The sequence below is a fragment of the Sediminibacterium ginsengisoli genome, from assembly GCF_900167075.1.
GTDB classification, from domain to species: Bacteria; Bacteroidota; Bacteroidia; order Chitinophagales; family Chitinophagaceae; genus Sediminibacterium; species Sediminibacterium ginsengisoli.
In genome coordinates, this window is record NZ_FUWH01000003.1 from 55,442 (window position 1) to 68,954 (window position 13,513).

Genomic DNA, 13,513 nt, shown 5'->3' on the forward strand with positions numbered 1-13,513 from the left:
ATTTCCAGATACCGGCCTGATCTGCCAAATTCACTTTGTTAAAAGCCAGCCGTGCCTGTTATACCAGTACCTTTGTGCTCAATTCTGAACGGCATATGAATACAACTGAAAGGTCTTCCCGGCTCGTCGCTTCCTGGCTTTTACTGGGCGTGGGCATGACGGTGATACAGATTGCACTGGGTGGTATTACCCGTTTAACAGGCAGTGGCCTGTCTATTACAGAGTGGGATGTGATCACAGGCTCGCTTCCGCCTTTAAATGAACAGCAATGGCTTGCCGAATTCAACAAATACAGGCAGACCCCGCAATTTCACCTGCTGAATTTCGATTTTACACTTTCCGATTTCAAATTCATATTTTTCTGGGAATGGTTCCACCGGTTATGGGCCAGGCTCATCGGGCTGGTATTTGCCGCAGGCTTTATCTGGTTCATCGTGAAGAAACATTTCAAAAAAGACATGATCAATCCGCTGATCATTCTCTTCCTGCTGGGCGCATTGCAGGGTCTTGTTGGCTGGATCATGGTAGCAAGCGGACTCACCGGTGATGCGATCTACGTTAAACCCACAAGGCTTGCCCTGCATTTTATTTTTGCACTGGGACTGCTTTGTTATACTTTCTGGTTTGCATTGCAGCTGCTTGTTCCTTCAGCGAATATTTTCAAAGACCGCCGCATTCACAAATGGAACGTTGCATTATTGGTACTGCTGGTAATACAACTGATCTATGGTGCACTGATGGCGGGGCACAAAGCTGCAACAGCCGCACCAACCTGGCCTGATATCAACGGGCAATGGATACCGGAACGGTTGTTCCATCACCAGCCGCTTCTCCTCAATTTTATCGATAACACGATCCTTATTCATTTCATACACCGCGGCCTGGCTTACCTGCTGCTGATCATCATCATTTACTGGTCTGTGCTATTGTTTAAAACAGCAGGCACTGCCTTATTCAGGAAAACGAGATGGGTTCCGCTGGCCGTTACCCTGCTGCAGGTATTACTGGGCATATTCAGTGTGCTAACCAGTACCGGTATTATTCCGGGCAAATGGGGTACATTTGAATGGCTGGCACAGCTGCACCAGTTAACAGGCATGCTGCTGCTTTTATCACTGACATGGATGTTATTTATTGTAAGAGGGCGTAAATAATCGGCTGTATTCTTCCGGAAAGCAGCAGCTCTTGCTTAAAAACGGTCTTGCTATTATGAAGAAATACTTCATCGGCCTGTGGTTCTCTTTGCCTTTGCAGCTTTTCCTGCTTCACTTCCGCAGGTACCAGGTATTCCTGTTATTCTGGTATATCCTGTTCTCGACCGTAGCAGGCGGCTTCATGCATACGTTTGGCGCCAACTCTCTTTTTCTTGCACCCGAATATTTTGGCGAGATCAATATGCTGAGCACCGCTATCGTAGGCTTCACGATCGGTATTTTTATCATGAGCTGGAATATTACCACGTTCATATTGCACAGCAGGCATATCAAATTCCTTGTCACAACTGCGCAGCCTTTTCTCAAATACTGTATTAACAATGCACTACTGCCGCTGATCTTCCTGGCTTTTTATTTTACCAAAGCGGTGAACTATGCACGCTACCAGGAATTATTCGGTACGCAGGAAATCCTGCTGATGGTAGCCGGCTTTGCCTGTGGCATCATGCTTTCCGTACTGATCTCTTTTATTTATTTTTTCGGTGCCGACAAAACCATCTATCGCAGCATGGCTTCCGTAATTACTTCGGCCAACAAAGAATATGCCCTCGCCGCAGAAAAAAATATTTTACCGAAGGAAAGACCGGAACTGAGGGTCGACTGGTTCCTCAGCGCAAGACTTCATTTACGCAAGCCACGCGATGTAAGACATTACAGCCAGGATTTCCTCGATTCTGTTTTTAAACGGCACCATTTCTCTGCAGTGATCGCCATTGTGCTGGCATTTGTTTTCCTGATCCTGGTTGGCTATACTTCCGATGCCCGGCTCTTTCAGCTGCCTGCCGCAGCAAGCATCACCATCTTTTTCGCTATCCTGATCGCTGTATCGGGTGCCATTTCATTATTCCTGCACAGCTGGAGCATTCCCATTGTTGTATTACTCTATTTAGGCGTCAATTACCTCTACCAGCATAAATTCATCGATCCCAGGAATAAAGCTTACGGGCTAAACTACAATGGCACAGCTCCGCGGCCTGTTTATAATCGTGAAAACATCATGGAACTCGCGAGCGACAGTAACATGACTATTGACAAAGCATATTATATCGATATTCTCAATAAATGGAAGGCCAAACAGGAAACCGACAAACCCATATTCTATATCATCAACACCAGCGGCGGCGGCACACGCAGTGCAGTGTTTACCATGAATGCCCTTCAGCGGCTCGACAGTTTATTCGGCGGTAAACTGATGGACCGCACATTCCTGATCAATGGGGCTTCAGGCGGAATGCTTGGCGCAGCTTATTTCAGGGAACTTTATTACGAAAAGAAAAAAGGCATTCCTGTGGATATGGGCAGCAAGCAACATATCGACAATATCGGCAAAGACCTGCTCAGCCCGCTGTTTTCATCTTTCGTTACCAGGGATATCATGGGGCCGGTACAGAAATTTGAGAAGAACGGTTACCAGTATTCCAAAGACCGCGGTTATGCATTCGAACAAAAACTGAATGCAAATACAAATGGCATCCTCGATAAGAAACTGAAAGATTATATACAGGCCGAAGCCAATGCAGAGATCCCGGTTATGTTCTTCAATTCCGTAATTAACCGCGACGGAAGGAAAATGATCATCGCCACACATCCTGCACGGTTCCTGATGCGGCCGGTTACCAACATCAACAATATCCTTCCTTTCGATCCGGATGCAGTTGACTTCAATTCCTTTTTCAAAAATGAAGATGCTGCCAATATCGGTATTCTCTCTGCCCTCCGCATGAATGCAACATTTCCATATGTATTACCGAATGTATGGTTGCCTACAGAACCGGTGATCGATGTAATGGATGCAGGGCTGCGTGATAATTTCGGCCAGGAAACCGCACTTCGTTTTATAGAAACTTTTGAAGACTGGCTGAAAGCAAATACCAGCAAAGTGGTGTTATTACAGCTGCGCGACAGGAGCCTTGCCGACTGGGACCGCCCCATGGAAGAAAACTCTATGCTCGATTTTCTTACCAAGCCGTTCCTGCTCCTGCAAAACAACTGGTACAAACTGCAGGATTATTACCAGCATGATGAATTGAAATATTTGTCGGAAGCATATGGTCCGCAGTTTCACAGGATCTGCTTCCAATATGTGCCTTCAAAAAAGGAAGCGCCGGCAAGTCTCAGCTTTCACCTTACGGCGGCTGAGAAAAGAGATATTGTACTGGCGCTCGATAATCCGCTCAACGGCCTGGAGTTCCAGCGGCTGGCAGCACTTGAAAAATAGATCAGCGCCTGATCTCTACTTTCGTACCTACAGGCAGGATGCTGAATAATTCTTCCACGTAAGTATTCTTTGTACTGATGCAGCCTTCGGTCCAGTTGTCATAACGGTCTATTGCATATTCCTCATGCGGCCACGTCCCATGTATACCAATGCCGCCGCCGATCTCTGCATTGGCAGGAATAAGTCCTTTCGCTTTTCTTTCTTTGAATCTTTTTACACTTTCCGCAGTGGGATAATCCAGCATCATGAACCGGTTCCATTTTTCATGGCGTCTTTTGCTTACGATATGAAATACACCTTCCGGCGTTCGCCTGTCGCCCTGCATCAGTTTATCGCCCATATCCTTATTGCCGAAAACAACGGGATAGTTGGCGATCCATTCACCTGTTGAATCAAAAAGCGTAAGCTGGTATTTGCTTTTGATCACCAGGATACTATAAGTGTCTTTTGAAAAATAACGCGCATCCATATTTCTCGCTTTGCGGAAAGAGGTACACGGAATGCATAAGGTTAACAGCATGCAGTACTGCCACATGGGTTTCATTGGTACACGGGTTTATGCACCTAAACTAATGATCACAATTGTTGAAGAGTGGTTAATTAGCAAAACATTAGCTTAACAAAAAACAAAAGCGCCGCCTGAAAAGGCGGCGCGAAGACAACATGAGAAAAATGCTGACATGCGTGTCTATAACCGTCAGCAGTTATTTATAATCAGATTACCAGTTGCTGAACCTGATACCTACGGTATAAGGATATTGCTCCAGGTGAGTTGATTCTTTGTGTAACCTGTTGAGGCTGTATGAGCCATATAAGCGAACCGGTCCCAGGCCCACTTCCGCCACTGTAGCCAGTCTCCATGGCTCCAGATCGAAATTGCCATTGTTCTTTTGTTTGCCGCGCTCGGCACTGATCTGCTTGTTGCGGCTGCTCAGCAGGTAACCTGCGCTTATTCCGCCGCTGATGCTGAAGCCGTTCCTTTTATTGGGGCTTGCGTTGATATTAACCATTAACGGTACAGTGAGGTAGCCCACATAAAGCTTGTTCTTTGAAAAACTGATCGAGTCATTGTATACATATGGAACCGGATCCCTGCGGTAACTCAGGCGGCTGTCGTAACGGAAATTGTACATTTCCAGTCCAAGTCCGTACTTCAGGTTCACCACGTGTTTGATCACATTGAGCTTCTGCATGAACAGCCAGATATTTACGTTACTGGATTTGCCGGTATTAAGGCGGAAACTGTTTTTATCTACAGGACCATCAACCGTGCGGAGCACTTTAAAATATCCGCCGGCCTGTGCTGCCGCATAATCTGTATTATCCCTGAAGTTAGCAAAGCCCAGGTCGAATATGAACCAGTTGGTGCTGATGTTGGTACGCTTATAGGGCTTTCGCTGTATCCTTACGCTGAAATCCCTGTCCCAGTCTTTCCATACACTGTTATCTTCCCCCTTGTCTTTCTTCTTGTCGGTGTTGTTATCCTTGTTCTTCTTGATGATAATGAAATTTCCCACACGCATGGTGTCGCTCTTGCCGGTTGTGGTATCTGTCTGGGCAAATCCTGCACCTGCAACCAGCATGGCTGCCATTAAACCTAATGCTCTTTTCATAATACGGTCCTGTTTTCTTGGTTATTTTAAAATTCTGGTATTACGTTCTTCTGTTTTGGTTTCTTCCTGTTTGGCTTTGCCCCGGAAGAGACTAGAGGCTTTACGGAAAATACCACGGAGTTTATCTTTATTGATCTCTATCGAACCCAGCAAAAGACTTTTGCTGTCGTCATCTGTATCCAGTTCCCTGTAAACAGCCGGCGTTGCCATTGTTGATGTGAAGCGGCGGTTCGGTTTATCATCGGTATCTGTATCCAGCACTTTAAGTGTATAGTTGTCGGCATCTGCTGCAACTGCAAGCCGGGCATTGGTGTTGGTCATTGCCGGTTCAACGGTTTCACTAACAGTAGTGCCTCTTTCGGTTACAGGAACAACGGTTTCATTTCTGGCCAGGAGAACCGGCGTTTCATCGGCTGTTACTGTTGCAGGACGTTTGGCAGTAATAACTGCATCAGGAACCGGAACGCTTGCAGGCTTTTGCATTTCAGGCACGCGCGCATCAACGGTGGCTGCATTTACAGCGGCGATCGTATTCTCATTGTCTGTACCTGTTGTTATCGTTTCTTCCGGAGTTGCTTCAGTACTTCCGGAACCTGCTGCACCTGGCGTATCCTTCTTCTGACCAGCTGCTGCCGCGAGCGGAGCTTCTTTTTCGCCGGATCTGCTGTTATTGTAGAACAGTGAAGCAGTAACCAGCAATCCGATCACAACAGCGGCGGCGGCGATCTTCCACCAGCGCATCATGATCACCGGGCGCTCCTTGGTTTCACTGCGATAAAGTGATGCCTTATCAGGACAAACCATTGTTTCCGGCTCCAGCTTTGCCTGTTTCAGCAGCGCAAACTGCGCTTCTGCGGCCGGTGTTTGTAAAAGCTTTTCTACGCGGATGCGCCCTTCCTGATTCAGTTCATTATCGAGATATAATAAAAGATCTTCTTCATGATCGGCAATTGATACAGGTTCTGCACTGCGCATCAGGCTTTCCTTGTTCATGAATACAAGGTCTTCCTCTACCGGAAGCATTGTTTCTTCCAGCATCTGGAGTTCTGCATGCAGATCAGGATTGTCGGCCACAAACTGTTCAACAGCACGCTTTTCCGCAGCAGACAGCTCACCGTCTACATAGAGCAGGAAAAACGTTTCATAATTATGTCTGTTGATCGTTGTCATTTATTTTATATCACGTTTTCAGGACTTACAAGATAATTTCTCAGCGTAAGCCTTGCCCGGTGAAGATAGACCTTTACCTGGCTCGGGTTCAGATCCATGATCTCGCCGATCTCTTCATAACTGTAGCCTTCATAATCTTTCAGCATCACCAGGCTTTTCTGCGTTTCGTTCAGCCTGTTAAGGGCATCCATCAGTATTTTCTTCATTCGTCCGCTCTGCTGCTGTTGCTGCGATCTGCCATCTTCCTGGAAATCTTCCTTCAGCTCAATTCTTTTTGCTTTCCGGATATGATCGATCATCTGGTTATAGGCAACGGTAAAAAGATAGGATTTTGATTTATCAGACTCAACGTTTTCCCTGTTCCGCCACAATTTTTCAAAAGCTGTCTGTACAATATCCCGCGCATCCTCTTCATGACGAAGATTCTTGACGATAAAGCGAAAAACATTATCGGCATAAAGAGTCACGCATTGATTGTATTCTTTCTCGGTCATAAACAGCCTTGATCTGTTGTTGTCTTGTCTGACGAAGCAGGATTTACCGCTTTGGGATGCCCGTCTTGTTAATTATACGTCTGGCGGAAGTTTTTGTTACAACTGCAAAGAAAAAAAATCCCGCGGTCAAAAAACTGCGGGATCCTGTTTTTATTTCGGAGACCAGGCCGTCAGCCGGTCCATCGATATATAATAAATCTCATTAATGTTTTCCACCTGTTTCTCTCTCCCATGCTCTATACAGGCTGCCGGAAATCGCCCGCCATTGAATAAACGGCAGGAAAAAAGGGTGGTACAGGCCAGGAGAAGGAATATGCGGATTGGTTTTTGTCTCATGCAGCGAGCTTTTGACACCGGCGAAGATAGCGGCGTTGCATCAGCGGCTGCTTTACAGAAAAGTTAAAACACGTTCATTAATAATCGATTACCTGCTCCTGTATACTTGCCGGGATCTCGCGCCACTCATACTGCTGATTTCGCAGCTGCGGCTCAAAACCCGCTTCGCGGATGGCATCCTGCATAGTCCTGTATGTAAAGCGGTGCGGTGCGCCTGCCGCACTTACCACGTTCTCTTCGATCATGATGCTTCCGAAATCATTGGCACCGGCATGCAGGCAGATCTGTGCGGTCTGTTTGCCCACGGTAAGCCAGCTCGCCTGGATATTCTTCACATTTGGCAGCATGATCCGGCTGATGGCAATCATCCTGATATATTCATCGGGTGTTGTTAGGTTATGCACGCCGCGTATACGCGTCAGCAAAGTGTCCACATCCTGGAATGTCCACGGTATGAATGCCAGGAAACCTTTCGCATCGGCCGGTTTACGGCTCTGTACTTCGCGGATGCGTTCGAGGTGGATGAACCGCTCTTCCAGCGTTTCCACATGTCCGAACATCATGGTTGCACTGGTCGTGATGTTTAATTTATGCGCCTGGTGCATAATCTCCAGCCACTCGTCGGCCCCGCATTTTCCTTTCGAGATCAGCCTTCTTACCCTGTCTATCAGGATCTCTGCGCCCGCGCCCGGCAATGAATCAAGACCGGCTTCCTGCAAGGCTTTCAGTACATCGTGGTGACTCATTTTCTCCAGTTTGCAGATATGCGCCACTTCGGGTGGTCCGAGTGCATGGAGTTTAATGGTCGGGAATTCCTGTTTCAGCTGGCGGAAGGTCTTTGTATAAAAATCCAGCCCGAGGCCGGGGTGATGCCCGCCCTGCAACAGTAACTGGTCGCCGCCGTATTTCAGCGTTTCGGATATTTTTTTCCTGTAGGTATCCATATCCGTTATGTAGGCATCTGCATGTCCCGGGATACGGTAGAAATTACAGAACTTACAATTGGCGATACATACATTGGTCGTATTCACATTCCGGTCTATCTGCCAGGTTACTTTCCCGTGCGGCACCTGCTTTTTACGCATTTCATCCGCCACATACATAAGCTCTGCAAGGGGTGCATGCTCAAAAAGGAACATTCCTTCTTCGATGGAAAGGAATTCCATATTCAGTGCCTTCCGGTATAAATCTGCTGTTTGCATATCCACGCTCGTAAGAATTAAATGAACTGCAAAGGTAGGATGATAAAATGGATTGTAATGGCTTATTGAAGTGGTCCGTTCCCGGCTTTTTACCGTTCAAAACAGGTTAAACGCATTCGGGCGCAATGCGTCACGTTTACTCGGGCCTTTTTTGTATATTGATGCTGCATGAAACGACTACTACCGATTATTGCCTTACTGCTTTGTATCAGCATGCGCACTGCCGCGCAGGAAGAATTTGTTCCGCCGCAATCCCGTTTCATCACACGTTTTCCTTTTACGCAGCTGAGTGGCGGCATTATTATCGTCCGTGCCCAGTTCGACCAGTTTGCCGATTCGCTCAACTTTGTACTGGATACCGGCAGCGGTGGTATCTCACTCGATTCGGCTACTGCACATGCCATGAACCTTCCCCTCACCATGTCAAATAAGACCATCAGGGGCATTGCCGGCCTTAAAACTGTAGAATTCGCTTATAATCACTCACTTAAGTTTCCCGGACTCACAGTAGAGAACCTTGATTTCCATATCAATGATTATGATCTTCTTACCAGTGTTTATGGTGTTAAAATAGACGGTATCGTTGGATTCAGCTTCCTCCGCAGGTATATCGTACGGATCGATAATGATGAACACTGGATTGAAGTATTCACCCCGGGCATATTCAAATACCCGCGCGGAGGCTACATGCTAAGACCCGATTTTTCAACCCTGCCGCTGCAGATGGCAGGCGTTAGTGATGAAAAATCTATTTTCAGCCGTTTCATTTTTGATACGGGTGCAGGATTGAATTTCCTGCTGTCGAAGGATTTCGTGGAAGACAGTTCCCTGCTTAAAAAGGGCAAGAAATTATACCCGACGCAGGCTGAAGGTCTGGGCGGTAAAAAGCTGATGGAACTTACCGTGATCAAAGAAGTGAAAGTAGGACCGTATAAATTTAAAAAAGTGCCCGTTCATATTTTCGAGGACGAGTTCAATGTTACCTCTTATCCATTGCAGTCGGGGCTGATCGGCAACGATATCATGCGCCGCTTCAATGTGATACTGAACTATCCTGAAAGAAGCATTTACATCAAACCCAATAACCATTTCGGCGATCCGTTTGATTATTCCTATACCGGCCTGGGGATCTACCTGCAGGATGGCGAGGTAAGGGTCATCGATGTCATCAAAGGTTCGCCGGGAGAAAAAGCAGGGTTTCTTCCGGGAGATGTTATATTCTCCATCGAAAGCAATTTTTCCAAAAACATACAGACCTATAAGAATCTTTTCCAGAATGCCACGGGGAGGATGCGGGTAATCGTTTTCAGGAACGATGCACCGGTTTCGCTTACGATTGATGTGAAGGATATCCGGAAATAAGCATGATGGAAGCTGTTTTGTTATAGTGGGTATGTTAAAATCCGGGTGAGGGCGAAGTGAGGGGGGCGAAGTCAAGAGTGTCTGGGCGAAGTGCGGGGGAAAACCTTAATTTTGGAGGTTTTAAGGATACAGACTATGATTCAGTTCAATCGTTTTGTTTTGGAGAATGGGTTACGTGTGCTGGTACATGAAGATCACTCTACACCAATGGCCGTTGTAAATATCATGTACGATGCCGGTGCGAGGGACGAAAATCCGCAGCAGACCGGTTTTGCGCATTTATTCGAACACCTGATGTTCGGCGGCAGCATTAATATTCCTGATTACGACGAACCTTTGCAGAGGGCCGGCGGCGAGAATAATGCCTACACTACCAATGATCTCACCAATTATTACTGCCAGTTACCTGCAGAAAATATCGAAACCGCATTCTGGCTCGAAAGCGACCGGATGCTGAGCCTTGCCTTCAGCGAAAAAAGCCTGGCTGTTCAGCGAAAAGTGGTCTGCGAAGAATTCAAGGAACATTATATCAATAAGCCTTACGGCGATGTGTGGCATAAAATGCGTGAACTCGCTTACACCACGCACCCTTACCGCTGGATGACGATCGGTAAAGAACTCAGTCATGTTGAAAATGCACGCATCGAAGATGTGAAAGACTTCTTTTTTAAACATTATCGTCCCGTGAATGCTATTCTCGTGGTAGCGGGTCATGTGAAGACCGACGAGATCAGAAAACTGGCGGAAAAATGGTTCGGCGATATTCCTCCGGGAACACGTTACGAGCGTAATCTTCCGGCAGAACCTGTGCAGACAGCACCCCGTTTCGCGGAAACTTACGCAGATGTGCCCCTGGATGCATTGATCAGGACCTGGCATATGCCCGGCAGGCTGGATAAAGGTTATTACCCGGCCGATCTGATCACCGAAATACTGGGCGGCGGTGGTTCATCACGTTTGTTCCAGTCGCTCGTAAAGGAAAAGAAATTATTCTCCAACCTCGACTGTTATCATTTCGGCACTATCGATCCGGGACTGGTAGCTATAGACGGAAAACTGGTGAAAGGAGTAAGTATGGAAGAGGCGGCGCAGGCACTGGATGAAGAGATCGTGAAGATCAGGCAGTCCGGCGTAACCGAAACAGAACTCCAGAAAGTAAAGAACAAGACCGAGAGCATCATTGCATTTGAAGACATGAGTGTAATGAGCCGCGCCGGCAGCCTTGCACTTTATGAACTCCTGGGAGATGCGCAGCTAATGAATACCGAACTGGAGAAATACCAGTTGGTAACCACGGCAGATATACTAGAGAGCAGCAATATCATTTTTGACGAGAACAACAGCAATACGCTTTATTACCATGCAAAATAGAAAAGTGGCGCCGCCGATCGTGGATGCGGTTGATTTGAACCTGGTACTCAAACCCTGCGACAGGTATAAGCTGGACAATGGCGTGCCTGTTTACGCAGTGGATGCAGGTGCAGAAGAAGTGATCATGGTAGAATGGGTATTCTACGCAGGTAACTGGTATGAGCAGAACAATATTGTAGCAGCCACTACCAACTTCATGCTGAAAAACGGAACGAAGAAACATAAAGCTTTTGCGATCAATGAGCATTTCGAGTTTTACGGAGCGTACCTGAACCGCCAGTGTTATAATGAAACGGCAACGATCACCCTGCATTGCCTGGCCAAACACCTGGAACATGTGCTGCCCATGGTGGCCGAACTGCTGACAGAGAGCATTTTTCCGCAGGAGGAGCTGGATATTTATCGCCAGAACCAGAAGCAAAGGCTGGAAGTGAATCTTAAGAAATGTGATTTTGTAGCCAACAGGCTGATAGATGAATATATATACGGCTTCCATCATCCTTATGGCCGTTATACATCCACACTCGATTACGATCGCCTGGAGCAGGAAGAATTGAAAGCGTTTTACCGGCAATATTATACATATGGTAAATGCCTTGTGTTCACTGCAGGGAAATTACCTGCAAATATGCAGCAACTGCTCAACAGCATTTTCGGATCGCTTCCGCTTAACCAGGCCGAAATACCGGCGGTTACATTTAATGCAGCGCCGGCAGCAGAAAAGAAATATAATATCATCAATGATCCTGATGGAGTACAGTGTGCCATCCGCATGGCGCGGGATTTCCCGAACAGGAAACATCCGGATTTCGCGGGAGCGCAGGTACTCAACAATATCTTCGGCGGATTTTTCGGTTCAAGGCTGATGAGTAATATCCGTGAAGACAAAGGTTATACTTATGGCATCCACAGTTACCTGCAGAATCATATTCACAACAGTGCCTGGATGATCAGCACGGAAGCAGGAAGGGATGTGAGTGCCGCAACTATAGCAGAGGTTTATAAAGAAATGGCGCTGCTGCGCAATGAACCGGTGCCGGAAGAAGAGCTTGACCTGGTACGTAATTATATGATGGGTTCGCTGCTCGGAGATCTTGACGGACCGTTCCAGATCATAGCGCGGTGGAAAAATTATATCCTGAATGATCTCGATGAAAGTTATTTTTATAACACCATCGGTATCATCAGAAAAATAACAGCAGCAGAACTGCAGGAAATGGCAAACAAATACCTGCAGGACGAAGCTTTTTACGAGTTATCGGTGGTTTAACCAGATCAACCGGGGCTGGTAATACCGGCTCCGGGAATAATTTAAACCGGCTATACATGGGACGCTTTTTCACAAAAACAATTGCAACAGCACTGGCAGTATTATTCGCTGCTTATATTCTGAAAGGCGTACATGTAGATACAACTGTAACCGCACTGATTGTTGCGGTAGTACTGGGGCTGCTCAACAGTTTTATCAAACCCATACTGATCGTTCTTACTATTCCCATTACCATCTTTACCCTCGGACTGTTCCTGCTGGTGATCAATGTACTGATCGTGAAATGGGCTGCAAGTCTTGTTCCGGGATTTACGGTAGATGGTTGGTTCCCGGCCCTCCTTTTCAGTTTTGTGGTATCCATTGTGGCGGCGCTGATAGAAGGAATTCTCGGCAAGGGCGGCGAACAGAATTAATCACCATTCATCCTTTCTTATAACCACTGGTAGAAACGTAATTTTACCGGTTTTTTATATTTCCATGTAAATCAATGATTTATGATATATACAATATCTTCCCGTACCTATTACTAAAAAAAACTTGGTACTATGTGTTGCATAGTACCAAATAATGTTCCATCTTTGTGTTATCAAAGTAGATCAATAACGAATTCAAATAAAAAGATCATGAAAACACAAAACACCAATTTCTTTCAGCAGATCAGCCGGGCTCATACAGAGACCCTGGTGAAAGAAGTAAAAGAAACCGTTGCTGTTAATAACGGCGTACAGCATAAAGCGATCTTCGGAGCGGTAGACTACTGGAACTTCCAGCGCAGCCGCAGAATCAGGATCAGCAGAAGGCACCTGACAGCATAAAAAGTACCCAAGAAAACAATTCCAATAAAAACGACCGGTATCCATCAGGATAAGGTCATTAAAAACTCCAGGTTATGGATATACAGAATACACAGAGCCAGATGCGGAAAGGCGTATTGGAGTTTTGCATTTTATCCATCATACGCCAGGGTGAAGTTTACCCGAGTGATATCGTGGACCGAATGAAAGCTGCCAACCTGCACATTCTTGAAGGAACACTCTACCCGCTGCTGACGCGACTGAAAAATGCGGGTCTTTTAACTTACCGCTGGGTGGAAAGTAACAGCGGACCGCCGCGTAAATATTTCGTGATGACTGATACAGGTCTGGAGTTTTACAAAGAACTCGAACGTACCTGGCAGGAACTGGCAGACGCCGTTCATGCGCTGACACAACCACAGAATCAATCGTCCGAAGAAATCCAATCCCAACCTTAACCAACAAAACT

The 13,513-nt window shown here is 46.5% G+C and carries 14 protein-coding genes; 8 read left to right on the plus strand and 6 right to left on the minus strand.

The genetic code is table 11. The annotated features are described in order from the left end of the window. Nucleotides 1-95: 95 nt before the first annotated feature. Nucleotides 96-1,154 (plus strand): COX15/CtaA family protein, encoded by a 1,059-nt coding sequence (locus B5D42_RS05950; protein WP_078830959.1) that lies wholly within the window; start codon nt 96-98, stop codon nt 1,152-1,154. 55 nt (nt 1,155-1,209) lie between these two features. After that, the gene (locus tag B5D42_RS05955) at nt 1,210-3,432 is read left to right on the plus strand and encodes a hypothetical protein (protein ID WP_078830560.1); all 2,223 of its coding nucleotides are present in this window, start codon (nt 1,210-1,212) and stop codon (nt 3,430-3,432) included. 1 nt (nt 3,433) lies between these two features. On the opposite strand, the gene B5D42_RS05960 is transcribed toward B5D42_RS05955, so the two are convergent. The 6 genes from B5D42_RS05960 to mqnC form a co-directional block, all read right to left on the minus strand. Then, nucleotides 3,434-3,976, minus strand: a complete 543-nt coding sequence (locus B5D42_RS05960) for a L,D-transpeptidase family protein (protein WP_078830561.1) — start codon at nt 3,974-3,976, stop codon at nt 3,434-3,436. Nucleotides 3,977-4,151: 175 nt separating this feature from the next. Continuing rightward, nucleotides 4,152-5,045, minus strand: a complete 894-nt coding sequence (locus B5D42_RS05965) for an outer membrane beta-barrel protein (RefSeq protein ID WP_078830562.1) — start codon at nt 5,043-5,045, stop codon at nt 4,152-4,154. A gap of 21 nt (nt 5,046-5,066) precedes the next feature. Continuing rightward, nucleotides 5,067-6,215: an anti-sigma factor gene (locus B5D42_RS05970; protein ID WP_078830563.1), complete on the minus strand. Its 1,149-nt coding sequence runs from the start codon at nt 6,213-6,215 to the stop codon at nt 5,067-5,069. Nucleotides 6,216-6,220: 5 nt separating this feature from the next. Continuing rightward, the gene (locus tag B5D42_RS05975) at nt 6,221-6,709 is read right to left on the minus strand and encodes an RNA polymerase sigma factor (protein WP_078830564.1); all 489 of its coding nucleotides are present in this window, start codon (nt 6,707-6,709) and stop codon (nt 6,221-6,223) included. A 150-nt stretch (nt 6,710-6,859) separates the two neighbouring features. Next, a complete protein-coding gene (locus tag B5D42_RS05980) occupies nt 6,860-7,045 on the minus strand; it encodes a hypothetical protein (protein WP_139367013.1) in 186 nt (61 codons plus the stop codon). A gap of 77 nt (nt 7,046-7,122) precedes the next feature. Beyond that, nucleotides 7,123-8,247 carry a cyclic dehypoxanthinyl futalosine synthase gene (gene mqnC, locus B5D42_RS05985; protein WP_078830565.1) on the minus strand — a complete coding sequence of 375 codons (1,125 nt, stop codon included), beginning with the start codon at nt 8,245-8,247 and terminating at the stop codon, nt 7,123-7,125. Between the two features lie 168 nt (nt 8,248-8,415). Here mqnC and B5D42_RS05990 point away from each other — a divergent pair, with 168 nt between their 5' ends. From B5D42_RS05990 to B5D42_RS06015, 6 genes are all read left to right on the plus strand, one after another. Beyond that, entirely contained in the window at nt 8,416-9,609 is a 1,194-nt protein-coding gene (locus B5D42_RS05990) for an aspartyl protease family protein (protein WP_078830566.1), read from the plus strand. 159 nt (nt 9,610-9,768) lie between these two features. Next, nucleotides 9,769-10,980, plus strand: coding sequence for a M16 family metallopeptidase (locus tag B5D42_RS05995; protein ID WP_262507777.1), 1,212 nt, complete (start codon nt 9,769-9,771; stop codon nt 10,978-10,980). Beyond that, nucleotides 10,970-12,250 (plus strand): M16 family metallopeptidase, encoded by a 1,281-nt coding sequence (locus B5D42_RS06000; protein WP_078830568.1) that lies wholly within the window; start codon nt 10,970-10,972, stop codon nt 12,248-12,250. Before B5D42_RS05995 ends, B5D42_RS06000 begins: the two co-directional genes overlap by 11 nt. A gap of 56 nt (nt 12,251-12,306) precedes the next feature. Continuing rightward, entirely contained in the window at nt 12,307-12,663 is a 357-nt protein-coding gene (locus tag B5D42_RS06005) for a phage holin family protein (protein WP_078830569.1), read from the plus strand. A 210-nt stretch (nt 12,664-12,873) separates the two neighbouring features. Continuing rightward, nucleotides 12,874-13,065 carry a hypothetical protein gene (locus tag B5D42_RS06010; protein ID WP_078830570.1) on the plus strand — a complete coding sequence of 64 codons (192 nt, stop codon included), beginning with the start codon at nt 12,874-12,876 and terminating at the stop codon, nt 13,063-13,065. Between the two features lie 74 nt (nt 13,066-13,139). Beyond that, on the plus strand, nt 13,140-13,502 hold the full coding sequence (locus tag B5D42_RS06015; protein WP_078830571.1) for a PadR family transcriptional regulator: 363 nt from the start codon (nt 13,140-13,142) through the stop codon (nt 13,500-13,502). The last annotated feature ends 11 nt before the right edge of the window (nt 13,503-13,513 follow it).

Excerpts from the sequence above, each read along its gene's own strand:
- B5D42_RS06000 (WP_078830568.1), top strand. The coding sequence starts at position 10,970 with ATGCAAAATAGAAAAGTGGCGCCGCCGATCGTGGATGCGGTTGATTTG.
- B5D42_RS05950 (WP_078830959.1), top strand. The coding sequence starts at position 96 with ATGAATACAACTGAAAGGTCTTCCCGGCTCGTCGCTTCCTGGCTTTTA.
- B5D42_RS05975 (WP_078830564.1), bottom strand. The coding sequence starts at position 6,709 with ATGACCGAGAAAGAATACAATCAATGCGTGACTCTTTATGCCGATAAT.
- B5D42_RS06005 (WP_078830569.1), top strand. The coding sequence starts at position 12,307 with ATGGGACGCTTTTTCACAAAAACAATTGCAACAGCACTGGCAGTATTA.
- B5D42_RS05990 (WP_078830566.1), top strand. The coding sequence starts at position 8,416 with ATGAAACGACTACTACCGATTATTGCCTTACTGCTTTGTATCAGCATG.
- B5D42_RS06015 (WP_078830571.1), top strand. The coding sequence starts at position 13,140 with ATGGATATACAGAATACACAGAGCCAGATGCGGAAAGGCGTATTGGAG.
- B5D42_RS06010 (WP_078830570.1), top strand. The coding sequence starts at position 12,874 with ATGAAAACACAAAACACCAATTTCTTTCAGCAGATCAGCCGGGCTCAT.
- mqnC (WP_078830565.1), bottom strand. The coding sequence starts at position 8,247 with ATGCAAACAGCAGATTTATACCGGAAGGCACTGAATATGGAATTCCTT.
- B5D42_RS05980 (WP_139367013.1), bottom strand. The coding sequence starts at position 7,045 with ATGAGACAAAAACCAATCCGCATATTCCTTCTCCTGGCCTGTACCACC.
- B5D42_RS05965 (WP_078830562.1), bottom strand. The coding sequence starts at position 5,045 with ATGAAAAGAGCATTAGGTTTAATGGCAGCCATGCTGGTTGCAGGTGCA.
- B5D42_RS05970 (WP_078830563.1), bottom strand. The coding sequence starts at position 6,215 with ATGACAACGATCAACAGACATAATTATGAAACGTTTTTCCTGCTCTAT.
- B5D42_RS05955 (WP_078830560.1), top strand. The coding sequence starts at position 1,210 with ATGAAGAAATACTTCATCGGCCTGTGGTTCTCTTTGCCTTTGCAGCTT.
- B5D42_RS05960 (WP_078830561.1), bottom strand. The coding sequence starts at position 3,976 with ATGAAACCCATGTGGCAGTACTGCATGCTGTTAACCTTATGCATTCCG.